We start from the raw sequence: 23,024 nt of genomic DNA, 5'->3' as shown, positions 1-23,024 counted from the left end.
AGTTCGCATCCACTAACTGCTCCAAATGAAAAGACAGTCGGCCAAAACAGCCCAAAAGTTAATTTGATTTTTTCACTTTGCGATAATCCTTTGGAAGCATTCCAAACACTTCTTGAAAAGCCCTCGCAAACTTACTAATATTTGAATAACCAAGTTCACCAGCTATTTGAGTGATTGATTGATCTGTTTCCTGCAAATAAACAGCCGCAAGATTCATTTTATACTTTTTGATATGTGCATAGGGCGTATCACCATAAATCTGCTTGAAAATAGCTTGAAATGTGACCTTGCTCATTGGTTCTTTTCGCAGGAGTTCTTCTATGGATATTTTTTTGTCGAGGTTTTCTATAAGCTCTTGACGGATGCGTTTGATGATTTCAATTTGCTCTTTGGAATAATATGGTGCCTCATACTGATCTTCAATCCGCAATTGTTTGATATGGTAAAAGAGTTCCAATAATTTGATACGGAAGTAGTCTCGCCCTTCAGAACCTTTTGCAGCATACAATTCATCAAAGATATGCAACAAGCGCTGTGGTGTTCGACATAAAAACCACTTTTTTTCTAATTCTAATTCTCGTCCGAGATTTAGAACATCAATGTTGTAGTAAGAAAAGAGTTGTTGCGTTTCAGAATCGACAGAATCTTTATCAATCACACAGCTTAGTCCTACGCTATTTCCACAAGGAAATGAATATGTTGCAGGAACATTAGCAAGAGCATTGATGCAAAATTCGCCTTCTTTCATGTGGAAAACTTTGTTGTTTCTTAGCTCAAACTCAACACGTCCTTTTTGGTAATGACGGATTTCAATGATATTTTTATTAGGAATAGGCTCATGGAAAGTATCTGGGCAATTAAAATCCATAAAAATTAAGTCAATACCAGGGAAAAGGGCGTAGTCATATAGACAGCCTGTTCCATTACATTTATATTCGATTTGAATATAATCATTATGTTCATCAGTTAACGTAGCATATTCGCCATACCATTCTGTTCCACGCAGCTCTTTCACGGCAATCTCCTTCTTTTGCGGTTAGCTAAAGCTAACTATATACTAAATTGTTTTTTCGTTCTCGTCAAGGCAAATTCACACTGTACACTTTTATCCACCTGTGCTTTCAGCATATGTAACTAAATATCCATGCCGACAGTAGGTTCATCTAAGAAGAAAACATGAGGGTTTGACAAGATGTTCAGTGCAATGTACGTCTCACAGTTTGAACTGAAATATGTAGATATTGCTGTGAAATTCGGTCTAGTTGCCGTCGATTGAGTTTACGGAAATTTAAAAGCATCGGCCCTTGATTATGTAGTATAAATGCACTAATCCACCCGCCCCACAACATTTTACAGTTAGGCGGGGCCGATATATCTGCTTGTAATGATTATGGGGCGCAGACATAAATCTGCGCCCCATTTCACACTTTACTGGTAGTTCTTATCATAATAGTGAACATAGACATTGTAGTCCCGAAACCGGGTGATCAAACGAACCCAGATATACAGATGATCGGTCTCGGAATAAAGGTTGAATTCCGTTGCCTCGTTGGTAGGCTGTGCATAGCGGCAGAACCGCCGCATGGTTTCCAGCGTCTTGAAGGCCGGCAGCTTGAACAGGGCACTTTGGAACTCGTCGATTTCTTTTGCCAGTTCCGGAGCCGGTTTTTTCTCACGCTCATCATGCCAGGTCGTCCACCACCGGCACCCGTCATAATCGGATCGGGAGTAAGCCACCTCGCTGACAGGTCGCTTGGTGGCCTGCATGGGGGGAGTATAGGTGTGCTGGAACACTTGATCGAAGCCGCAGGTGGTCTTCAGATAGCAGTCACGACTTTTTTGGGGCCTCAACAGCCGCCCCTGCTTAATCGCGTCCCATTCTTCAAGAGACAAGGGAATATGCACTGCATCTCGGAGAGCTTCGTCCATCCCGCAGGCCTCACAGATCTGGACATCCACATAGCGGCTAAGGGCGTTTACCATCAGATGCGGAGCCAACGGGGCGCCACACCGCAGACATTTGGGCGGATCTGCGGTGTCACCGTCCGCATAATGTTTTTTGTCTTTGCACCAGGCTGCTTCCAACAGCCCCTTGGGGTAGAGCAGCAGTTTCATTGTCAAGTCCTCCTTTTTTGAGATTGCTTTTTCTTTCCTGCCTGATGGCGGATTTCCGCAGTTTCTTTGAAAGTCTGGATAAGGGGATTTTCGTGTCTTGTGTCACTCTGGCGCCGCCGATCTTCTGACCAAGGCGGGTATACAGGAAGTTCCCCTTGATAAAACGAAAGCAGGTTGGTGGCCATATCTTCTTTGCGGCGGTGAATATAGCGTTGCATAGTTTGGATCTCGCAGTTAATGATTGTGGTCCGCAGCATAATTCCGCGCTGCTCGAAAATATACCGCAAGCAGTGAGCCGGATCTTCGGCTTCAATCCATAATGGGAGCGTATCATCAGAGTCTTGGAGTTTTCGCCATCCGCTGTAATCCGTGTAGTGGAAGTGAGGAACATGATTTGCGAGCCGGCGAAGTGCCAAATACAAGCGTTCATATTGGCGGCCAAGCTCTCCTTTCAATCGCCTGGAATAGTAGGTATAGCCATCAGGGTCAAGCTTTTTAAGCTTCTTGCTATTAAAGAGATATTCCACATTATCCACTCCGCTTTCAGAGCGAATTTGGCCTGTTGGTTCTCCTAGTCCGTTGCGCTTAATCCATGCATAAAACCGTTTGCCAGTGGCCTTTGTGTTGACAAAACCACAGTCCTTTGGCCGCAGACCACCCAGATTTGTGGTGAGAGTGTCCCAGAATATCAACTGCCCGAAATTCTCTTGATAAAGTTTGATAGCGAGGTTGCCTTCCGAGTAGGTGGCAACTTTAATGGTTATGGCATATTCCGTTCCTTTCATGTTGAATGGTATTGGCTGCATTGATTTCCTCCAAGCAAAACCGGTGGGCTGCAAAAAGCAACCCACCGGTCGTTGTGTTGTAAGACTGACTCCAAAGTACAGGATAGGGGAGAGGCAGTCTCGTCGTCATTGTTGTTTATGCGCTTTTTCCGCTTTGCTGTGAAGCAAGGTAGGAGGCGTACCCATTCGGATCAAGCTCTTGCAGCCGGTCCGCTCGGAAACGGTATTCCGGGTACTCGCAGAACCCACTGCGCTGTAGGACACCGGTCGGGATTGCCAGCCCATTACGGATGAGCCAAACAGGAAAATCGGGGTCTCCGTTGGTGTCAATGAATGCACAGTCTTTCTGACGCTTGCCGTCCAAATTGACAGTCAAAGACGCCCAGGGTTCGGGATATCCGTCCTCCCAGGCCACCATTTGGATTGCAAGATTGCCTCCTACATAGGAGGTAACTGTGAGCTGGATCTGGTGGGGAGATCCGTACTTCTCATAGAGGAGAAGTGTGGTGGCATGGTTGATTTCCGCAGATGCGGAATGGCTGTCTTCGCTGCAGTTATCAGCTATCAGTCCTAATTCCCAGCAGATTGTGAGAATGTCTGCCCGGTCTACACGATAGACAGTTCGTTTGGCGTATTTGGGGCGGAAGAGCAAGTCTCCGTTTTCAAGGAAAAATCGCCCCTCTTTCCCACCGTGGGTATGGCGGCGCCCATCCAGAAGATACTGCATCTTTCGGGCGTCCCTTTCAATTTTTTTGGTGTCATACCAGGTGGAATACTGAACCGCCACATGCAGGTTCGGATGGTTTTTAAAATGCGTATCCAGAAATTCCAGCAGCCGATCACAAAGCTCTCTGCGCTGAATAACCGTCTGCCGTTCATTGAAAGTTAGCGTAAAGTAAGAATAATCTCTACCGGAGAGTCCACAGCCGTGTGCGGTATTGCTGAAATTGTTGCACCAGAAATAGACTTCCCAACCATTGCTGAGGTAGGGGGCCGGCCCCTCTTCTGTGTAGCCGTAGCAAATGAAATTATGAGCAATGGCAGCCATGATCGGAGCCATAACCGCGTTTCTGTGTTCGGCGGCCTGCCGGAGCTGAACGGTATCCCTGATTCCGGCCGCATGAGCCATTCTGTTTTCTTCCTGCTGCGCTTCCGTATATAAAAACTGCAGGCGCAGAGAATAGATGTCCTCCATTGCATATCCTTTGGCGATCCACTTTGCGTTGGATGGTTTCACATAAGATGTATCATGGTATATGATCATAAAACTGTCCCTCCATAAAAGTGCCCAGCAGATTGCAAGAAAACAATCTGCCGGGCTTTTGACACTTACTCTGAATGAACCAGAAGGGTCTTTTTCTCATAGTCAAAGAGTCAACATTGATGTGCCGTCTTTGTCTTCCCATTTGACGATTTGCCCTTGCTGCTCTTTCAACCGGGCAATATGTTCTTTCCACTCTTTGCGAGTTTTCTCTGCGCGCAGCAGTTCGGCAGTCTGCTGTTCTGGTGTGAGAGCAGAGAAGGCAAACTCACGCTGATCGGACTCCAAATCATAGATGACCCGCCTTGCGATGGACAATGCCAGCTCAGATACGGTGGGGGCGTGTTCCTCAAGAGCCTGCCGGCCGCGGTGGAACAGGTCCATATACGCACGGTACTGTGCTTCGGTGATCAACTCCCAGCCGTAAGCATCCTGGATCTCATTTTCACTGTGGTACTCCATAGCGGCATCGAAATCAGCCTGCCGTGCGGCATTTTCCTTGTCTATGCGGCGCTGAAACTTGGTGCAAGCTCGCTCCAATTCTTTGATCAGAAGAGCACAGGCGTCCGATTCCAACAGATAGCCATGGGCCTCGCTGTTCAGATATTTCTGCTTTTTTGTCATGCGGCTGCCTCGACAGGGCCAGGAACCTCATAGATGACCTCAACGGGAAGCAACGCACCGCAGGAAGTATCCTCCATAGTCTGCCATTCTCCGTTTCGCCAAACCTGTGCGGTAGCGTCGTTATAGACCTCCGGCGCCAGATGATGGTCGCTCATGCATTCTTTGGACACATAAATGCACATATGCTGCAGGTAAAAAACATGGAGGACCTGAAGAATTTCCTCTCTCAGCTGTTTCGCCAAAGCAGCGATCTCATTCATGTCCTGCCGATCAAAAGCAGCCTCGGAAATCCGCTTCAGACATTGGGAGTTTTTTACCGCTTCGTTGGCATAGCTCGTTGCCTCATCGCCATACTTTTGTTTGATGCGAATACCCCCGAGAGACACATGGCGGGTGTACGCCGTAGCGGCTTTGCAGATGCTTTCCTTCAACTCCTGATAGGGTTTCTTATACTTGGTTTTCAGCACATCCATAGGCACGACCTCCAGATTGCGGCGGAGTGTGTCCAGATGCTTTTCCAATTCTTCACGAAGAGCCTTTTCCATTTCGTCCATAAAAACATATCCCTCCATTCATTTATCAGTATCAGGCTGTCGGCTAATTTCCGTCAAAAGAGCCGCCGCTACTTCAGGCACCGCTTCCCAATAGGTCTCCTGATAAGCAGAACTGCTTCTTAACTGTGCAAGAAGGCGCCGGGTAAAATCCGAAGAGGCCAGCAATCTTTCACGCTGGGATATAGTAAGCTCCTGAAATTCCTCCCAGTCTTCAACCTGCTCTCTGAAGTCCTCTTGCATTTTTTCCCTGCCAGAGACCAGCCACATTTTCTATAAAGCAGGGGGCCATCGGCAACGAAAAACTTTTCAGCTCAATGGAAAAGTGGTTTTCACAATACTCACCGTCCAGATAGCATTCATAGCTATTTTGCGTCTCTTCCTCCACAAACTGACTCTTTTGGCGCCAACTATCAATACTGCCGCCGTCCTGTTCCTCCCGGAGATCATCATGGAACTGCCTCTGGGCATCGATCAGACTGGTGAATGGGATCTCATAAGAGCCATATTCTCCGTCGCTGGCCCAGTGGGAAGCCACAATATAAAGTGTCGCTTGGGGATAATCCTGTTTCGGAGTCGGCAAAGGAATCAACATTTCCGGTGACATGATAACAAAATCAAGTCCCAGTTCCTCCACGCTCTTTGGCTCATGGTAGAGTTCAGAAAAAGTCCGTTCCAAAGCTTTGCGGTCAGCGGAGAGAACAGGCAGGTCAAACCTGCAGTAAATATCCGGCGTGTCGTTTTCAGTTTCTTTGTCGGTTCCGGTGCGGATCTCGAAGATGGTTCCAAAGAGTCCTTCGTATTCGCTCTGATCGTTGGCAAAGACCTGTGCACCGATTTTAAAGCAGATGCCTTCGTGCCAGAGTTCTTCGTTTTCATTTTGGTAGATCGTAGGTCATACCTCCTTCTTTAGAGGGTAAGGGTATATCCTTGCCACTGGATTGATTTTGGCTATCCACGCCGGAAGTGGCGGCACCGTTCCTGAACATAAAAATGGGCGGCACCATAGGCGCGGTACGCCTGCATTTTAGAGGACTGCTTGACGGAACCCCTGCCGGGTAGGTTCAGCCGATTCTCAAGCGGTTTACACTTAGAGTTCGTCATCTTCTTCCCAAGGGGAATCTGCATCATTTGTGTCAGCCTCCTTCTTTGTCATATGCTCCATGTGCTCCACGCTGGTGTGCTCTGAATCGAAAGGATAAGTACCAGGGATAGATTCTCGCTCCAAAATCGTGAAGCTGTTCCAACGCCCACAGTGTGGGCAAGAAATCTGGCCGCTGCAAGCGCGGTCAATTTGTTCTTGGGTGACTGCGCCGGCTTCGGGGCAGCACGCCATGCGAACAAAAACGATGTTGGCAGTGTTCAGTATTTCTGGCCGATATTTTGCGTTAAAGGGGATGAAACCGATCCATTGAGGATTGTCGAAGATCCGGGAAGCATGAAGCTGGAGCGCCTCCTTCCGCATTTCAGACACAGATGCTGAGACATAGTTGTGCTCATTGCACCATTGGATAAGCGCATTCAGCAGCGGGACCTCATTTTCCCGCTCGATGACAGCTTCCACCAGCTTGCACCAGTCACATTCTTCGATCTCACCTAATTTGGTTTTGACAGCCCGCCAAGGAGTATATTTTTTATCTCGGCCAGCACCGGTGCTGTTACAGCGGAACACTCCATATTGCCAGCGGATATCCTCGAATGTACCTTCAGAGAGGGTTTTCCCACCGGGCAGTCTATAGTTCTCATACTTCATGGATGTGGTTCCTCAGCTGTTGGATTCATAGATGACGGTAACTCTCCGCTAAAAACCAGGGGAAGTGCCGCACTCCATATCCTGAGAGGAATTGGTTGGCGGTCTATTTCCTGCAATGCTTCATCCATCCAGCACTTTTCACAGATATAAACATGAGCGTATCGGCTCAGCGGGTTCAGAAAAAAGTAATTGCCGGTATATAACTCATTGTGACCGCACCTTGGGCAGAGAATCTGTTGTTCCGATTCCTGAAGGGGTAAAGGCCGATCAAGAAACACTTTGATTTTATCTTCGCAAATATTCATGCCGTATTCTCCTTGATTGAGGCATTGGTTCTATTCACACCAGCTTGGCCGACGACGATATAAAGTCAAGCCATGGATAGGGAGGTTCTCTTTGTCATTGGTTACTCGGATAACTCCCTTTTTGTAGGCCACGACCTGGACTTCCTCATTTGTTTCGAGACAGAACACTCGCTGGCCGTTCATTTTTCTGAGTTCCTGCAGAGTGAGAGGAAACTCGTCATCATGCGTGCCTTCAGGTAGCGGAAGACCAGCCAATAGCATCTGAAAGGCAGTCTGAAAACCGGATTCAAACGCTTGTTCAGTAACGGCACCGTGTTGCTCACCAACAGCGATCTGATAGGCCTCGAACGCTTTTATGGCTGACGGGGATTTCTGCAGGATGTTTCGCAGGACTGCTTCGGCAGCGGAAACCGATTTGTCCATTTTTTTCTGCTCACTGCTCTGCTTTTTGAACACGCTTGGCTCATAGTCACCGTAGTAGAGGTCGTGCAGAAAACTGGATGTAGGAGTTGTACTCTGCGGCGAACCCGCTTCAAGATGCGCAAGTCCGTCAGCAATTCGTTCCATCGCCTTGATAAGATTGGGCAGCTGGGCCTCAAAAAAGCGGTGACCGTATATCGTTTCGTGGAAATTCAAAGGTTGGTACCTCCTGTCAATGAAAGAACCACCGACGGTACAAAAGCTGCGGTGGTTACTGATTGAGACCTCTGATAAGGTCATAGACCATCCATAATAGATACTGAAAATCAGCCAAAACAGTCGTGCTGCATAGCCTTATTGCAGGCCAGAGAGAGGCCTGTCATCAACTGCGGCATAGCCTCCATATACTGGGGCGTAATACCCAAAGCATCCAATGCTTCCTGCACATCGCCGGTGTAACTATACTCGTGATTCTCCAATTCCTGTAGGAACATATCGAATATAAAGCCTTTCCCCGTTTTATCCGAGGAAATGGCATCTTCCAGCTCTTTGCGATGTCGGGCAAGCATTTCATCCAGTTTGGCAGCATCGCTTTTGCGGCAGTAGCCGCCACCGAAAATGCTGCACATCTGGCAGGTATCCGAAAGAGAGAGGCCCAGTGTGCGCATCCCTTCGGCAAACTGTTGTTTGTTGAACGCAAAGAACATAGGGAATGCGTTGATTTCCGCCTGTTGGCGATTACGCATCTCCTGATATTGATTTGTACTCATGCAACGCTCCTTTTCTCTGCTGTGCTTACAGCCAGTGGTGTCACACGCCATTCTTCCGGGTGACGCTGGCTTCGGCAGATCTTTTGCAAAATTTCATGCTTTCCGCAGACGGCATATTGCAACCATTGATGGCACGGTTGACCGTTACCGTTCTGTGACGAGAGATGCTCCAGCACATAAAACACGGGTACCACCTCACTCTGAAGGAGCCAATTTGCGAAGCTCGTTCAGCAAGCTGCGGTTGTTCTGATCGTACTGAGGCAGGAATGGCTGATCCAGCTCAAAATGATAGTAGTGATAGAACAATATCTTGAATACAGCTGCTTGGCGCATTTCTTCCGGCATACGGTGCATCAGCCGGCCAATCTCTGGGATGACCAGATACTGTTGCTTCAAAAATTCCTTGTCCTCTTTGGGAAAGTTGTGGTACAGCCAGTCTTTGACCAATACCTTTCTGCTGTTGAAGTGATGCTGCTGATTATCATCAAAGCACAGGCAGTATTCAAAATCCCGTCCACGCTCACCAGGCCCCACCGAGAACGGGTAAAGGCGGCAGGTTCGAGGGCGGGCAGCATAGATGCTGCACTGGTTTTCGCGCAGAAAAATACAAGTGGCATCTGCGCCGACCGTTTTGAGTACATAAATGGGATAACCTTCATCGGTAAGCGGCATGGGTTCGCAGTATCGGAGCAGCACATCGTCCGTGCTGCTGATACCGCAATGCTGGTTACGCAGGTGCTTAGCCATCCGGTAGGCATCCAGGCTCTCAACCATCACGCAATTTTCAATATGACGGCAGCAATGACCGCAGCAACTGCAGTGATATGAAACGAACTCCTTTGCTCGTACCGACACGGCAAGGGTTTTGGATTGATCTTCCATCGTATTCCTCCATAAAAAAGGCCGCGGCAGACAAAGACGCCTGCCACGGCCGAGACTTATGGGGCGTGGCCCCTTACTTGTTGAATTCTACGCGCACGCGGCCAGGGCCGTATAAGCCGGGAAGACGGCCGCCATCGGGAAAGGGTCCATAGAGAGGTAGTAGTCGGAATTGAGCGTCTCAAAATGGATCATATCCGCCGACTGCTCGTGGATCGCCACGACGGTCGAGGTGCGGTAGGTGGTGCCGTTGGCACGCAGAAAAGCGCAGTGGCCCAGAACCAGCGGGCACAGAAGCGTTCCGTGCATCGCAATGGATTTCTTCGATTTCGTCATAGTATTCGACCTCCATTCAAAATGATTTTGATTTCCCGCCGGGGCAGATTACTCGCGGCAGAGTTCCCAAAACACCACATGGGCTTCCTCAAGAAGATCTTTGATACACCGGACAGGGAGCTTTTCGCTTTTGGCAATCTCTCGTACGCCATAGCCGCAACCTTTCATACGGACAATGTTCATCTGCTGTCTGGAAATGCGACCAGCCAGATCATGGAGCAGCTGGCCCATCTCGAATTCCTGCATCAGTTTGTCCTGCACCGCCAGTGTATCTTCCAAAGGAGTGCCGTCGGGATACAGGCCAAGGTGGATGCTGAGGATTTCGGCATTTCGTTTGTGACGCTCTTGAGCCCGAAAATAATCACATAACCGAAATTTCATTTGCCTCATGGCAATGGTGCTGAACGAGTATTTCTGAGCAGACGAACTGTTACAGTAATCCCGGACTGCAGTTAAATAGGGAAAAATAACCACGTCATAAAATTCGTCTTCAGAGAGATGGTTATCATTCAGAAATTTATAAACCAGGCCGTGATGTTCGGCGGCAAACTCTTGCTGTTCCTTTGTTAACGGTACTTCACACAACATATATATTTCCTCCAGTCTAAAACAAAAAAAGGAATACCCCCGGCGTGAGCCAGAGGTATCCCTTGATGACATGTCATGCGGTTATGCCCGCAGAAAATCCATTATGCCGGCAGCTTTTCGTAGTCGCCGTTGATCGCTCCGACCGCATAGCTCCCATCAGGATTTGCAGCTTTGGTGGCGGATGCGGGGATCTCATACTCGCAGTCGTTGGTGCGCTGCTCTTCGTTAATCAGGGCCCGCTGGATGTTGATGAGCTTGATCTGCTCCTTGAAGCCATTGGCATAGGCACGGATCTGACTCAACTCCTCGCCCTGGAAGTCGCGCACGAGACGGAAGGCGGCAACGCTGTAGTCGTTGCTGCCGTTGTTTTCCTTCTTCAGCGAGATCTGCACCAGGCTGCCATAGGTGGCACGCCGCCGGTAGACAAAGGCTCTGTTCAGAAACTCTTTGAACGGCTTGATGCTGGTGGGCGGGAGCGAGATCAGCAGAGGCATATACTCGCCGCTGCGCAGCAGGTAGATGTCCCGCATATTCTTGCACGCCTTGCCACGTCCACCGTCTCGGGCCGAGCCATACTCGTTCATCGGGCAAGTGGCGCAGGCGCCGCCAGGTTCACCAATTCCCGTCTTGCCGTCCACAGAGGAGCAGAGAGGCTTGGTGTCCTCGTCATACTCGCTGCCTTCCGGCCAGAGGGTGCAGGCGGCGTGATTATAGAGAATCACGCCCTCCAGCGTCCGGGCATAGTCCGGATTGTCCGGGTCCTCGGTGGGGATCTCGAACTGCAACTGGCCGCCGGCGGGAATCTTCACCCGCTGGAAACTCATCATCTGCAGACCGTCGGCATCCTCCGCGATCTCCTCGCTGCTGAAGTCGCCCTCTACCATGGCGGGAAGCAGGAAAGCGTTCTGCTCGGGAATGTTCATCATGGAAGTGTTCTGTTCGTACATAGTTCGTTCCTCCTTAGAATTGACTGGTTGGCAGCCACTCAGGCGGCCATCTGATTGATACGGCTCCACTGCCTTGCCGGCATGGAAAGAATGTTGTAGCCGATGCCCTCCAGAGCGGTGGCTCTGTCATAGTCCTCGACATCCTGGCTGTGGCGGGTCACTGCGTTGGACAAGCCATACAGCGTCAGATCGTTTCCTTCAATCAGCCGCTGCAGCACACCGGAGCTTTCTTCTTCCGTGATATGAAAGTCTCTGCTGACCAGCTTGACGACACCAGGAACATCCGCGGTATTCATCCGGGCGTCTTTGGCATCTTTCATCAGGTTGACCACCTGAGTGAAACGCACCTCATCCACCACGGCCCGTACCGTATCCTGAATCTTCATGGCAAACGCCTTATCATCGGCTTCCAGCGTCTTATCGGAGTATAGCTGATAATTCTCCGTGGCCTCGTTGACACGGCCAACATGGTTGCGGCGCGTCTGGGCGTCGTTGACCACCATGCCATTGCTGCACACCAGACGGTAGACCAACGGCTGGATATTCACCGAGCCAAGCCCCACCTCGCTGTTGCTGATGATGATGCCTGACTGGACGATATCGCCGGGAGAGACCTCTGCTTGCAGCCGGGTATTCACCACCTTGATATACATACGGCTTTCGGTGAGCTGGCAGCTTTCAAAGTGCATCCCTTCCATATCCTGCAGGACAGGAAGAACGATGCCGGCAATATCCAGATTGTCGATACGCCGGTAGCGGTTGCTAAGGAATGCCCGGGCGGTGCCGCCAATAGTGCGGACTAAGCGTACAGCGGGCTCACGCTCGAACCAGGCGTTCACATTTTCCGAAAGCAGCTGGGGATGCTGTGTCAGCATCTTGTCGTAGTAGGCCGCCGGGATCTTCAGATGGGTGCCGATCTGCCTGTGGGCGATGGCATTGATCTCCAGCGGCTCCACAGCCATCTCGCCAGACGGGGTATAGGCATTGAGATATAAGTCCGAGCCAAAAGGCTCCAGACGGAGGCTTCGGGTATCCATCATATAATCGGCCTTCAGTTCGGCCTGACGCTGGATCTCCTTTGCCATCTCAACAAGGCTTATCCCGGATTTCATTGTGTTTTCACTCCCTTCTTTGTATGATGGTGCTTACCAGGAGACCTGAATGCCCTGCGCCGTTGTTTCGGCAGAAAGACCATTGCTCTCAAATACTTCCACCAGACGGGGCCAGTAGACCTTCGCCGGAAAGTTGGAGAGGTGTTCCTGCGGCACCAACTCCTCACCCTGCTGAATGCAGATATCGCCGTTTTCACGCAGAGTGAGCTTGCTGTGGCCACGAGAGTTCAAATCCGCCACTAGTGCCTCCAAAACCGTGCGTCCGCTGTTTTCATACCAGATGCGCGGATCGATTGGCTGCTTGTTGGGCGGAATATTGTTCGGGTCGTCTGCCCCTGTTTCAGTCTTGGACAGCGGTACGATCCGGAGCAGATCGCAGCGAATAGCTGCGTCCTTGCCGAAGGTGATGTCCGCATGGTCAAAATCATCCACATTGTAAAGTCGGATGCGTCCGGTACCATTGGTGCGGATCAGCTCGGTCGGCTTGGGTTCGCACCACTCAAAGCAGGCGTTTGCATACGAGGAGCGCAGGTAGGTCAGGATGCGGTGATTTGCGTAGCGGAGCAGCAGATCATCCGAAATTGGTTCCTCCAGTTCCGGGACCTGAAATGTGCTCTGACTAACGCCTTCGGCATGAAGTTGCCGTTCCCGCTGCTGGCGCTGCCGGCGGCGTTTGGCCTGCTGCATATAGGGGAGCAGGAGGATCAGTACGACCCAAAGCCCCCAGAGGGTGAATACCCCAATCAGCAGCCAAGCCTGCCACGGTCCGCGCACCAGAGCCATGATGGCGATAACAGCACCAATCAGAATGGTGATGCTGCCGATCAAAAGTCCTTTGTCGTTACTCATTTTTTTGCCGTCCTTCCTGTAAATTTTGCCTGAAAACAAAAAAGAGGGACCGCACCAAGTTTTTCAGTCCATTCTGAAAACTTGATACGGTCCCTCTGAGGTGCCGGTACTTATCCCGGCAGGGGTTCGCGGTCACCGTCCATCACCTCTGCGGGTGCAGGAACAGTCTCCGCTTGGTCGGAGCCATTCTGATCACATTCCGGCTTTGCTCTGGAGGTTTGTCCGGGAAGGTAGCCAAAGTCAGTCAACCATACTTTCAGCTTCTTGACCGTGCTTCCGTCCTTTTGGCGGACATCCACCAGTTTTTGCGATCCGGTGAGCCAGATCATGCTGCCCTTTCTGACCTTGAGCTTCATGAGCCTGGCAACAGCGTCGCCACGGGCCCATACCTGATAAAAGTCTGGCTGGTTACCGCCGTTTCGCTCCATAAGGTCAAAGCAGACATACGGTTGTTTTGTCTGGCCTTCTTTGGGAACAAGATCATGCATGACTCGGCCAAATACATGGATCTGTGCCATAACACTTCCTTTCTTCGCCTTTGGCGTTACTATCTATATATAAAAAGTGCCAGCAGCAATCCGGCCACAAAATGGGCGCGGAGATACCACTGACACTTGCATACAAACTTAACAGCGTGTGCAATGCAGGCTTTTGGCCTGCGGTACAGAACTTCGGTCTGTATCCCATATGGGAAGTGCACAAAAATCAATTACAAGGTAAGTGTAACACTATATCTTGTGTATGTCAAGTGGTATAATTCTATATATAGATATTTTTGCGCGGCGACTTACAACATGTGGTTCATGTAACGATAGTAGTCATCCAGCAGGTAAAACTTCAATCTTCTGGCATAAGTTTTGCCATAGTGAATTGTCAAACCGTAAATGTTTCCGGTGCCATCCACTCCAAGGGGACCCAGCCAGCAGTAGTTTTTGCCCTCGTCAAAGAACCAGAGCTGAATGTCCTGGTATTCTTCCTCGGTTACAAGGCCGGAGGCGGCCAGCCGGCAGCAATCTTCTTCCCGGAGCATTGGGCGGGAGAGAAAGCGGCGATAGAGTTCGTCCGACAGGCACAGGGCCTGCTGGTAGGTCAAAGGATTCGGATGACTTAACCACCAGCGCGTGACATCTTCAAAGGAATGCAGCTTCGGCTTTGGATCAAGCGCACGGAAAGCTTGGAGAAAGGCCTTCACATCTTCCGGTTTTGCCGGCGGAGGGATCGGGATTTCTTGGACTTCATTATCCAAAAATCCAAAAGCAATCTGTTCGCCGGTCTTGTCCTCCAGAAGAAGAGACATTCGGGAAAGCGGAGATACCAGAAAATGTTCCATGGCAAAATTGGCATCCAGAAATTGCTGGATTTTGTATTGCTCAATGGTGTGTGGCTTGTGCATTGGCGAAACCTCCTTTTTGATGTTCCGCTTATTAAATAGGGAAGTATTTTCACTTTTCTGCAATGCAGATTAAATTTGAAAAGGCAAGCAAAAACTGCGGCACCATAACGGTTTGAACGGCACCGCAGCTTTTTCCTTATTCTGTGGGTTCTTATTCAAGGTTTTCATCCGCAGAGGAAGTCGTTTCAAGCTCTTCATACCCCAGAAAACTATTGGTAGAAAGGGCTGCGTCCAGGTAGTCATTTCCAACTGCGGGACGGCTCCCCGTCTGGAAATAGAATCTGTAGTGGGAACCAATCCGAAACCTGGAAGCTTTGCTCAAAAGCAGAGTGGTTTCTGCGCCTTGGGCATCTACTAACTGTACCTTGCGATAACGATGCAATGCGGGGGCTGTGACACTGGTACAAACTCCTTCGACTACTTCATACCGGCCACAAGCGGCGGTGCTCCACAGGCTTCCGCTCAACACCAGCGAAGCGATGAAAATAATTCCGCCCAATGCCAGAAGGATGTGATCTGTGGTTGCGGTAAAAATTACGAGACTGACAGCGAGGCTGGCAAGCCCGGCCAAAGCGGTCAGTAGAATCTTACGCCGCAGCACAAAGGGGAATTGATCCCATTGTTTTTTCATGTGCTGATCCTTTCAAAAATGATTTGCTGACGCAGGTACAGGTTGGCCACGGCCAGCGTGACAGCCTGACTGCTCCGGCTGTTCTTCATCATGCTGGCGATATTCTGGCAGGTGGTCTCGCTGTCACCGTACACCTTTTCCATCAGGACCTGTTCACTGGGGAGAGAGAAGACATCCTGCTCCACACATTTGATGATTTCGGCGGTGGAAAGAAGCGCCTGATGGGTCAGCCTCATTACACGGGATTCATAATCAGTCCGGCGGTCTTTATGGAATAGCTTCATAGCCTGCTTCATCGTTATCCGCCGGCTGAGTACCAGCTTGGCAGCGGACACGCCGCGTACAAATGCGGAGCCATTGGTGGGGATGACCCCAAGAGAGCTGAGCAGGTCGTACAATGCATCGAATTCTGTTTCGCCGCATCCGGATACCAGAAGGCCGCGGATGAGCAAACGGTTGACGCAGGCATCCCAGGGACGGGCAACACATCCGCCCAGGGAGGAGGCCAACCTGTCACACTGGCAGGAAATATCATCCCATTTGGAGATCCGCCAGTTCAGTGCAGTCCACACGACCATTTCCTGCATATCCACCATGTATCGCTCCCCACCAAGCACAATGACCGGGCAGGAATGTCCGCACCCGTTGGACTCCCGCTCCAGACGGCCGACCGCAGTATACAGCTTTTTTAATTCCATAGCTTCAAAACCTCCTTTTAAATATCCTTTACTGCTGTATGACCGCGGTTTTCAACAGACTCAAAGCAGACTTGCCAAAAAGCGGGGATCACAGCGCAGCTTGGTCGCAGAGCGAGAGATCCAGGCGCCTACATGGGAAGGAGGCACACGATAGATTTCCGCAATATCTGTGACCCGCATCCCTTGTAGTTTAAGAGCAAGCGCCTCAATACCGAGTCTGGTTACACCGTCATATTCCTGTTTGCTGGCCTCCAGGAGCGACAGTGTTTCTACCAGGGACATATGAGCATCAAAATCATCGGCCTGCGGTTCCAACGCCTCACCGTCTGCCGCCAACTCGCCATGCTCGCCAATGATAAGACGGCTGAAATGGCTCCGGTGATTGCATACCTTTCTACAGTAGGATAAGAGACCGTTTTTTACGACTGTTTTGGCGTAGGTGGAAAATTGTGCCCGCCCGTCATCCTTATAAGTGGCTGCAGCTTTGCAGAGCCAGAGGCATCCCTCTTGAAACAAATCGCTATACTCCAGGCCGCAAATGGTGGGATTGACATGGATATAGTCACAAATCACCCAATGTACCACAGGCAGATTCTGTGAAACGAGTTCCTGTTGTGCTTTCGTTAGGCTATTCATATTTTCGCCCCCCATCAGGCTGCCGCCTTCATGTCGGCGGGAGGGCCAGACGCCTGTTTGCACAGACAAATCACTTCATCGCACATCCAATCAGAAAATTGTCCAATGTGAGCCTGGTGCTCGTTTAAGCCCAATTTGGCCTGTAGCCAGATATAGACCTCCCATTTTTCCATGTTCCGGCTCTGTTGCAGCTGACGAAGCGCCTGGTGCGCCAGAATCCGTTTGTGTCGCAGATCACCATTGGCTAAGACACCCATGGGCAGGTGCGTCCGATCATGGGCGCTCACATAAGCGTCACAGGCAGGCCAGCGATCACAGAGATAGAGAAATTTTCCCTGAGAGCGCCGGTTGTGCCCATATACAACACTAGCGGGGCGAAGCGAAGCGTTGGCGTGACAGTATGGGCATTTAATTTTTTTTGACTTCATCATAAAATCATCACCTCCGAAAACGCGCCGAAGACGGCGCAATGACGTCTTTTTGGGTATAAATTAGGGGGCGCTGTCACAGGACCACGCAGAGCAAAGCTGGTGAAGTGTGCAGTTAGACGGGTCCGGCGTGTGCCATTCAATGTATTTTGAAAAGGCAGATTCAAAGGAACGGCGCGGCAGGACAGCGCTGCACTCGGCGGGATCAACTTGCTCGCCGGTCAGCTGATGAACCGATTCGGCAGACAGCAGCATGACCTGCCCGCACTCATCCACGGTAAACAGAAAACCCGAGCATGGTTTTTCATGTTCATGTGTGCAGACCTCACAATCACAGGAGATAAAAATGGCGTTGCGCCAGTTTCCACCAGTGGCACGCAGAAAGGAATAAAATTTGCAGGGTGTATTCATCCTGTACCTCCGTTATTCGTTTTTTGAAAAACAAAAAGCGGGGGCTGGTTGTGGATATCCACAAACCAACCCCCGCATATTGGCGCTTAGGCGAACAGACCCTCGATCTCCTGGGTGATCCGGGGGATGACCGTATCGTTGAAGATGAGGGTCAGAGCCGCCAGGAGCAGCGCGCCGAGGACGACAGCGATGATGATCTTCACAGCGTCAGAGATATAAAAATCGCCGCGCTGGTTGGAGAGCGCCGTGCGGGCGCGAAGGACGAGGCTGTTGGCGTTGTTGCAGATGCAGCTGGTAAACTTCTTCATGAAAATACCTCCTGAGAGTGTGATTATTGAATGGTTGGGTGCAGCCTGTCAGGAGCGACGGATCGGCTTGAGCAGGCCGTTTTTGTTGGAACGGGGCTTGTCAGGATATACCTTGGGCTTCTGATGCAGAAGCTGGTGGAACCGGCGGCGAATCCGATTTTCGCCGTCAGGCGGAATAAACTTTTTCTTCGCCATGGAATTCTCCTGTTCAGACGATAAATCAAGGCCGGCCTGCTGACAGGCCGGCCTTGTGGAAAGGTTGATAGCAGCCGGTACGCCGGCTGCTATGGGAACCCGCTGACATACACGGTATTGGTTGGTTCCCGAGCGGGGGAGTTGTTATATAAAGCTCAGACCTGAAGTGTGAGCGGGAACCTGTCAGCCGAAGAAAGCTCCGAGAGAAGCCAGCACCTCCGTACAGAGGACAACCAGATAGATGATCATAATACAGATCAGCATCATCATGGAATAACGCTGAATCTTCTTGGGCCGTTTGGCAGCTTCTTTTTTCAGGTTGTTCTGTTCAATCTGCCGCATATCAAAGCAGATCATCTTGAAGTACATCCGCTGGTCGTCACCGCGTAATACGCCGATCAGGCCTCGGATCACATCAGACAACATGGGGCTACCGATGCGGGTCTCGAAATGAATCAGAGCGTTTTCGTAATTGCCGGTTTTCATGTCAGCAATCGTCTGATCCAGCTCCGCACCGAAATCCTTACCTGCAACGCGACGGTAGGAGGTGAGAATTTTCAGTACATCACGATCATTCTCCAGATTCTGCCCAATGGTCAAAGCAAATCGGGGTATTTCGCTCTCAATGAGTTTGCGACGCTTCTTAACAAAATCGAAAACGCTGTAATAGGTCGAAAACCACAGTGCTACCGCCAAACCAATCAGGATCGGAACGGCCAGCGGCATAAGCGGCGCCATGAGCAAAGCGCAGAGACCAACGGCGCCCGCTCGGACCCATGCCCGTGCGGTATAGACTTCCGGTGACAGTTCCAGACCAACAATGTCCAGTGCCCGCTGAAGCTTATTGCGCTTGAGCTTATCCAGTTTCAGATAATGAGCGAGCAGCCCGGCGATCTTGGTAGTGTAGACATCCAGTAGCTTTTCTGCTTTGATGCCCTGCTGCTTACGGGCCAGCATCATCATCCGGGAGGTCTTCTTAGTGGGAATGTCCACGAAGGCGCAAGTCAGGTTATAGGTGGCGAACCCAAAACAGATAATCGCCAAAAGAGCCAGAAGCGTCATACGCCGTCACCTCCGTATTCAATGGGTTTGCTCAGCTTCATGATCTGGGTCAAAGCGAACAGAATGATGGCTGCACAGATCGCCAGAGCAATTTTGCCGGGAGTCGTAAAGATGAGGGTGTGGAACCAGTCTTTGTTCAGGAAGTAGAGCAGCGGCACATTGGCGATCACCAGGAACATCATTGTGATGGCTTCCCGGCGCGGCCCCTGCATCATAGCCTCCAGTTCAGACTGTACCACACGCACATCGCTGAACTTCTGGGCAATGGTGGGCAGCGTGTTTTTCATGGAACGGTCAGACTGGCACTGGATCAAGATGTTGCACCACTCATGAAAGACTCGGTTGGGTACCTTCATCTTGAGGGAGTTGATGGCGCTTGTCAGATTGGCGTTGATCAGCTCCGCCTCGTAGACGAAAACTTCAAAATTGGCCTTTACCGGCTCGTTGATGTAGGGCAGGTTCTCTTTGACAGCCCGGATCAGATCCTCAGTACGCAGATAAGAGGTGGTGATGATGGAGATGGCGGTCTCCAGTTCCTCGTTGAGATGTTTTTTGTAGCTGGCGGCAGTGCTGCGCAGGTACCAAATAGGGGCGAGGGAAAAACCAATGCCCAGAATCGGAACCATATACACATTGTTGATGAGCAGCGCCAGTACGGCACCCACCGCAAATAGGATAAGCGACAGCCGCTTGACAGCCTCATAGCGGTCAGACCGGCCGGTGCCTTTCAGGATCTGCTTCAGCTCGTAATCCTGATTGAAGAATCCCTTGGCTGGTGTGCCCATCAGAACATTGAGCTCATCAGACAATGTGGCCGCTTTGCGCTGAGAGCGGAAGAGGGCGTCAATAAAGTCACCCGGGCGCACGCCGAACAGAGCCAGGAGGCCCGCGCTGATAAGCGAAAAACATATGATATAGACCCACTGCAATGCTTAATCCACCTCCTTAGGGGGCTGCATAAACTCGGCCAATTCCTTGTTGGAAATACCGTTGTCCAGCAGTCGCTTTTTCAAAGTGTCGGAGATCAGGCCGACCTTCCGATGGTGTCCGACCACACGGACATTTCCATCCCCGTCAGTCACATTGTCCCCTACCTCAAACTTGTATAGTGTGTGGGAGATGAGCTGACCATCCCGGAAGTCCTCACCCTCCAGAATCTCCATGATTTTGCGGGAGCGATCCTCCAGCTGTTTGGTAAACACCACGATGGGGTAGGCCTCTACCATGATTTCCATGAGCACGGAGTCATCCATACTGTATTTGCGCTTGGCGAGGGTCATCATTCTGCGGTATGTGCTGTTGCAGGAATTGGAGTGGATGGTGGTGCAGACCGTGTGGCCGGTTCGGGAGCTCTCTGCTGCAGACAGACTTTCCGCCGCAGACCGCATCTCACCGACGCCGATTACATTGGGATGCTTACGCAGAACCCGCTCCAGAAGAAAGTCCTGGTTGATGTTCAGAGCCGGATTCTCGCTGGGGCGGGTCAGCAGGTGAATGACAGAATTCAGGATGTTGCCGTTTTCGTCTCGTTTGACCAGATCAAACTCACGGCTGCCTTCCTCGATGGTTATGAGACGCTGGTTGTTGGGTACATTGGAGAGCAGCCAGGCCATGATGGTAGTCTTGCCGGAACCCGTGGAACCGGCGATGCATACACTGACGCCGTACCGAATACAGGCCATCAGAAAATGAAGCATCTCAGCCGTGGCGCTGCCGGAATCCAGAAGTTTCTGTTCAGAGACCGTCTGCTGGTTGACGATACGGATGGAGGCATTGATGCCAACATCCGGGTCCACGATAGGTGTCTTATCCACGGAAATACGGATGTTCTTATCCAGAAATCCAACCACGCTGGGCATCGTATCGTCGATGACCATGCCGCAGGCGTTGAGCATACGCCGCACCACATCAATGGCGTGCTGCGGAGAAGAAAACTTATCCGGGATCTTGATGCTGCGGCCGCCGGCCTCGATCACCTCAATGTCATTGTAGGCATTGAGGTTAACTTCTTCGATGCCGGGTTTGTAGATCCATTTCTTCAAAAAGGAGTACCCGGCCATATCTTCATAGAGCTGCTCGCAAAGATGCTCGGTGGTCAGCCCGCTGATAGCGTATTTGCGTTTGACGATGTACTGCACCATCAGTTCTTTCAGCAAGGATGTGGCCCGCTCGGCATTGGCTTCGCCGGCTTCGGCAATGGTGGATGCGTGATTCTCAGCAAAATACCGCTGCACATCCTCCAACACCTGGTCATAGGTCAGCTCCTGATTGGCGGCAGGCGCAAAGAATATGTCATTGAGGTTATTCATCGGCATCTTCCTCCTCGAACTCGTCCTCCTCGTCAGGATCTTCCTCTGCGGCCTGTTCCGCCAACTCCATCTGCTCCAGTGCGTCCAGCACCTTGTTGAGCGAAGCGGTGTACTTGGGATTGCAATATTTGATAGCCTGGAACATGCCGCCCTCAGTGGCGCACCGGTCGATTTCCTTGCTGTAGGGGAGCAACCCATCGAACCCTCCGATGATATACCCCATTTCATCCAGAGCGTGGAACGGCCGGGCCATACCGGCAAAGGTCAGGTGTTGATCGTAGTGAAAACGTCCATCCACCAGCAGCGGCTGATGGGCCTTCAAGTAGTTGATCCCTTTCAAATCAGGGGTGAGCAGCCTGACGACCAGATCACCGGATTCAATGGCCGCCGGTGTGAACACATTGGTCATGTTGGAACTGCAGTCCAAAATGACGAAATCCACCAGTTTGGCTGCCGCATTGACCAGCTGGAGCACCATGGCGTATTTGATTTCCGGGTAACTCAGAGGATTCTCACCAGCGGAATACCCCATCAGGCCAATAAACGGATAGCTTTTCAGAACCGTGACATGGCTTGCCACCAGCGAGGTATCAATCTCTACGCTGCTGAGAACCTGGCCCACCGAGGCGTTGGTCTGAATAATCTGATCCGGCAGCCAGACCGGGAGCATGGGAACGCTGATCTCCGCATTGATGATGATGGCCTTCCGCTTATCTCGGGTCAGGGCTTTTGCAAGAATGCAGGAAAACATACTTTTCCCGCTTCCCGGACTGCCCCAGACAGTAATGACTTTTCCCATCGTTTCCGACCTCCTTCTGTTACTCAGCCGGTTGGCTGGTGCCCGCGGGGGGCGTTTCAGTGTCGCTGTCCGGCCCCGCAGAACCGTCCTCGGCCGTAGGCTCGCTGCCCTCCGCAGTCTCACCATCTTCCGTAAGCGTTTCCGGGAAATAGATCTCCTGCAGAGTTTTGTCCTGCGCTGCCAGAAGTTCCTCGGCCAACTGATCGTTGTTACGGGAGATCAGGGCCACATGGGCGACGCCGTCGTTTTCCATCTCTGTGATGATCCGGGCCTGCTCAGGTGTCGCCAGAACTGTGATGGTAGCAGATTGCTGCCGCTCTTCGTCCTCCGTGGGCTCCTTGGTGTTGTCCACATTGACGCCATCGGAATCGGTAACCGACAGCACTTTAACAAAGCGTAGTTCCGGAACCTCTTTTGCCGTCTCCAGGAAGTGATAGATCCGAATGATGTCATTGGGCTGGAGCTTGTCGGAGAGGCCGGAGGCCAGCGTCTTGACAGTCATTGAGATAGCTACCTTTCCAGAAGGGATGTCATTGAGTGCCACATCCGAAGAAACCGGAACACTGCTGACCTTGCTGGTAAGGATGTAGTCACCTTCAGCCAGATCCGCTGTTACATACAGGCCCTCCACATCGCTGAGACTGTGCGCGACATTGGAGGGCAGATTGTAGCCGCCAACTTCCACAACCTCGGTATTATCCGAGGTGATCTTTTCGCCTTTCAGCACCGGCTGCGTGATACGGATGATTTCGGCTTTTCCGTTGGTCTGGCGGGCGATGGTGGGGAGGGCAACAAAGGCAATGACTGCTGCCAGGACCAGGGACAAAATGCCGAAGATAAAACGGTTGTTCAATTTCAT

33 protein-coding genes are annotated in these 23,024 nt (G+C 51.1%); 1 reads left to right on the top strand and 32 read right to left on the bottom strand.

The features are described 5' to 3' along the window. Window positions 1-58: 58 nt before the first annotated feature. From H8S57_RS00500 to H8S57_RS17050, 8 genes are all read right to left on the bottom strand, one after another. Window positions 59-1,015, bottom strand: coding sequence for a helix-turn-helix domain-containing protein (locus H8S57_RS00500; protein WP_186906141.1), 957 nt, complete (start codon window positions 1,013-1,015; stop codon window positions 59-61). A 413-nt stretch (window positions 1,016-1,428) separates the two neighbouring features. After that, window positions 1,429-2,115, bottom strand: a complete 687-nt coding sequence (locus H8S57_RS00495; protein WP_186906140.1) for a hypothetical protein — start codon at window positions 2,113-2,115, stop codon at window positions 1,429-1,431. 2 nt (window positions 2,116-2,117) lie between these two features. Beyond that, window positions 2,118-2,900: a DUF4313 domain-containing protein gene (locus H8S57_RS00490; RefSeq protein WP_243204627.1), complete on the bottom strand. Its 783-nt coding sequence runs from the start codon at window positions 2,898-2,900 to the stop codon at window positions 2,118-2,120. Between the two features lie 136 nt (window positions 2,901-3,036). Then, window positions 3,037-4,164 (bottom strand): DUF4313 domain-containing protein, encoded by a 1,128-nt coding sequence (locus tag H8S57_RS00485; RefSeq protein ID WP_186906138.1) that lies wholly within the window; start codon window positions 4,162-4,164, stop codon window positions 3,037-3,039. 102 nt (window positions 4,165-4,266) lie between these two features. After that, on the bottom strand, window positions 4,267-4,785 hold the full coding sequence (locus H8S57_RS00480; RefSeq protein WP_144232804.1) for an adenylosuccinate lyase: 519 nt from the start codon (window positions 4,783-4,785) through the stop codon (window positions 4,267-4,269). Continuing rightward, window positions 4,782-5,339, bottom strand: a complete 558-nt coding sequence (locus H8S57_RS00475; RefSeq protein WP_243204626.1) for a decarboxylase — start codon at window positions 5,337-5,339, stop codon at window positions 4,782-4,784. The genes H8S57_RS00480 and H8S57_RS00475 overlap by 4 nt, the downstream gene beginning before the upstream one ends. 18 nt (window positions 5,340-5,357) lie before the next feature. Further along, window positions 5,358-5,579: a hypothetical protein gene (locus tag H8S57_RS17055; RefSeq protein WP_207723639.1), complete on the bottom strand. Its 222-nt coding sequence runs from the start codon at window positions 5,577-5,579 to the stop codon at window positions 5,358-5,360. Continuing rightward, window positions 5,551-5,973, bottom strand: a complete 423-nt coding sequence (locus H8S57_RS17050; protein WP_207723638.1) for a hypothetical protein — start codon at window positions 5,971-5,973, stop codon at window positions 5,551-5,553. Before H8S57_RS17050 ends, H8S57_RS17055 begins: the two co-directional genes overlap by 29 nt. Window positions 5,974-5,985: 12 nt before the next feature. Between H8S57_RS17050 and H8S57_RS17045 the strand changes: the two genes are divergently transcribed. After that, window positions 5,986-6,249, top strand: coding sequence for a hypothetical protein (locus H8S57_RS17045; RefSeq protein ID WP_207723637.1), 264 nt, complete (start codon window positions 5,986-5,988; stop codon window positions 6,247-6,249). Between the two features lie 177 nt (window positions 6,250-6,426). Here the strand turns inward: H8S57_RS17045 and H8S57_RS00465 are convergent, their stop codons facing one another. From H8S57_RS00465 to cpaB, 24 genes are all read right to left on the bottom strand, one after another. Beyond that, window positions 6,427-7,089, bottom strand: coding sequence for a hypothetical protein (locus H8S57_RS00465; RefSeq protein ID WP_186906136.1), 663 nt, complete (start codon window positions 7,087-7,089; stop codon window positions 6,427-6,429). Next, the gene (locus tag H8S57_RS00460) at window positions 7,086-7,394 is read right to left on the bottom strand and encodes a hypothetical protein (protein ID WP_186906135.1); all 309 of its coding nucleotides are present in this window, start codon (window positions 7,392-7,394) and stop codon (window positions 7,086-7,088) included. The genes H8S57_RS00465 and H8S57_RS00460 overlap by 4 nt, the downstream gene beginning before the upstream one ends. Window positions 7,395-7,424: 30 nt before the next feature. After that, a complete protein-coding gene (locus tag H8S57_RS00455) occupies window positions 7,425-8,030 on the bottom strand; it encodes a DUF6809 family protein (protein WP_243132605.1) in 606 nt (201 codons plus the stop codon). A gap of 110 nt (window positions 8,031-8,140) precedes the next feature. Next, a complete protein-coding gene (locus H8S57_RS00450; RefSeq protein WP_186906134.1) occupies window positions 8,141-8,584 on the bottom strand; it encodes a DUF7659 family protein in 444 nt (147 codons plus the stop codon). Window positions 8,585-8,779: 195 nt separating this feature from the next. Continuing rightward, on the bottom strand, window positions 8,780-9,466 hold the full coding sequence (locus tag H8S57_RS00445) for a YkgJ family cysteine cluster protein (RefSeq protein ID WP_186906133.1): 687 nt from the start codon (window positions 9,464-9,466) through the stop codon (window positions 8,780-8,782). Window positions 9,467-9,553: 87 nt separating this feature from the next. Further along, on the bottom strand, window positions 9,554-9,799 hold the full coding sequence (locus H8S57_RS00440) for a hypothetical protein (RefSeq protein WP_144232811.1): 246 nt from the start codon (window positions 9,797-9,799) through the stop codon (window positions 9,554-9,556). A gap of 48 nt (window positions 9,800-9,847) precedes the next feature. Continuing rightward, on the bottom strand, window positions 9,848-10,387 hold the full coding sequence (locus tag H8S57_RS00435) for a sigma-70 RNA polymerase sigma factor region 4 domain-containing protein (RefSeq protein ID WP_186906132.1): 540 nt from the start codon (window positions 10,385-10,387) through the stop codon (window positions 9,848-9,850). A gap of 101 nt (window positions 10,388-10,488) precedes the next feature. Beyond that, entirely contained in the window at window positions 10,489-11,334 is an 846-nt protein-coding gene (locus H8S57_RS00430) for a hypothetical protein (RefSeq protein WP_186906131.1), read from the bottom strand. Window positions 11,335-11,372: 38 nt separating this feature from the next. Continuing rightward, the gene (locus tag H8S57_RS00425) at window positions 11,373-12,446 is read right to left on the bottom strand and encodes a DUF932 domain-containing protein (protein ID WP_144232814.1); all 1,074 of its coding nucleotides are present in this window, start codon (window positions 12,444-12,446) and stop codon (window positions 11,373-11,375) included. 33 nt (window positions 12,447-12,479) lie between these two features. Beyond that, entirely contained in the window at window positions 12,480-13,295 is an 816-nt protein-coding gene (locus tag H8S57_RS00420; protein WP_186906130.1) for a hypothetical protein, read from the bottom strand. A gap of 110 nt (window positions 13,296-13,405) precedes the next feature. Further along, window positions 13,406-13,813 (bottom strand): single-stranded DNA-binding protein, encoded by a 408-nt coding sequence (locus tag H8S57_RS00415; RefSeq protein ID WP_144232816.1) that lies wholly within the window; start codon window positions 13,811-13,813, stop codon window positions 13,406-13,408. 269 nt (window positions 13,814-14,082) lie between these two features. After that, complete coding sequence (locus H8S57_RS00410; RefSeq protein WP_144232817.1) at window positions 14,083-14,688, bottom strand: hypothetical protein; 606 nt, start codon at window positions 14,686-14,688, stop codon at window positions 14,083-14,085. Window positions 14,689-14,839: 151 nt separating this feature from the next. Beyond that, entirely contained in the window at window positions 14,840-15,319 is a 480-nt protein-coding gene (locus H8S57_RS00405; protein ID WP_186906129.1) for a hypothetical protein, read from the bottom strand. Further along, window positions 15,316-16,017 carry a hypothetical protein gene (locus H8S57_RS00400; RefSeq protein ID WP_186906128.1) on the bottom strand — a complete coding sequence of 234 codons (702 nt, stop codon included), beginning with the start codon at window positions 16,015-16,017 and terminating at the stop codon, window positions 15,316-15,318. Before H8S57_RS00400 ends, H8S57_RS00405 begins: the two co-directional genes overlap by 4 nt. Window positions 16,018-16,077: 60 nt before the next feature. Next, a complete protein-coding gene (locus tag H8S57_RS00395; RefSeq protein ID WP_369807576.1) occupies window positions 16,078-16,668 on the bottom strand; it encodes a sigma-70 family RNA polymerase sigma factor in 591 nt (196 codons plus the stop codon). Then, window positions 16,668-17,084 (bottom strand): zinc-finger-containing protein, encoded by a 417-nt coding sequence (locus H8S57_RS00390; RefSeq protein WP_186906127.1) that lies wholly within the window; start codon window positions 17,082-17,084, stop codon window positions 16,668-16,670. The genes H8S57_RS00395 and H8S57_RS00390 overlap by 1 nt, the downstream gene beginning before the upstream one ends. Window positions 17,085-17,144: 60 nt before the next feature. Continuing rightward, window positions 17,145-17,492, bottom strand: a complete 348-nt coding sequence (locus H8S57_RS17175) for a hypothetical protein (protein ID WP_243204625.1) — start codon at window positions 17,490-17,492, stop codon at window positions 17,145-17,147. Window positions 17,493-17,578: 86 nt separating this feature from the next. Continuing rightward, window positions 17,579-17,800 carry a DUF6133 family protein gene (locus H8S57_RS00380; protein ID WP_186906126.1) on the bottom strand — a complete coding sequence of 74 codons (222 nt, stop codon included), beginning with the start codon at window positions 17,798-17,800 and terminating at the stop codon, window positions 17,579-17,581. A gap of 48 nt (window positions 17,801-17,848) precedes the next feature. After that, entirely contained in the window at window positions 17,849-17,995 is a 147-nt protein-coding gene (locus H8S57_RS00375; RefSeq protein WP_164488728.1) for a hypothetical protein, read from the bottom strand. 183 nt (window positions 17,996-18,178) lie between these two features. After that, entirely contained in the window at window positions 18,179-19,057 is an 879-nt protein-coding gene (locus H8S57_RS00370) for a type II secretion system F family protein (RefSeq protein ID WP_186906125.1), read from the bottom strand. Beyond that, window positions 19,054-19,866: a type II secretion system F family protein gene (locus tag H8S57_RS00365; protein ID WP_369807575.1), complete on the bottom strand. Its 813-nt coding sequence runs from the start codon at window positions 19,864-19,866 to the stop codon at window positions 19,054-19,056. The genes H8S57_RS00370 and H8S57_RS00365 overlap by 4 nt, the downstream gene beginning before the upstream one ends. A 123-nt stretch (window positions 19,867-19,989) precedes the next feature. Next, a complete protein-coding gene (locus H8S57_RS00360; protein WP_144232824.1) occupies window positions 19,990-21,366 on the bottom strand; it encodes a CpaF/VirB11 family protein in 1,377 nt (458 codons plus the stop codon). Beyond that, window positions 21,359-22,165: a CpaE/TadZ family protein gene (locus H8S57_RS00355; RefSeq protein WP_144232825.1), complete on the bottom strand. Its 807-nt coding sequence runs from the start codon at window positions 22,163-22,165 to the stop codon at window positions 21,359-21,361. Before H8S57_RS00355 ends, H8S57_RS00360 begins: the two co-directional genes overlap by 8 nt. A gap of 19 nt (window positions 22,166-22,184) precedes the next feature. Beyond that, on the bottom strand, window positions 22,185-23,024 hold the full coding sequence (gene cpaB, locus H8S57_RS00350) for a Flp pilus assembly protein CpaB (RefSeq protein WP_144232826.1): 840 nt from the start codon (window positions 23,022-23,024) through the stop codon (window positions 22,185-22,187).

The organism is Lawsonibacter hominis, from assembly GCF_014287895.1.
GTDB classification, from domain to species: Bacteria; Bacillota; Clostridia; order Oscillospirales; family Oscillospiraceae; genus Lawsonibacter_A; species Lawsonibacter_A hominis.
Note: the sequence above shows the minus strand (reverse complement) of the source record. Positions and strands in the feature narration are given on the sequence as shown.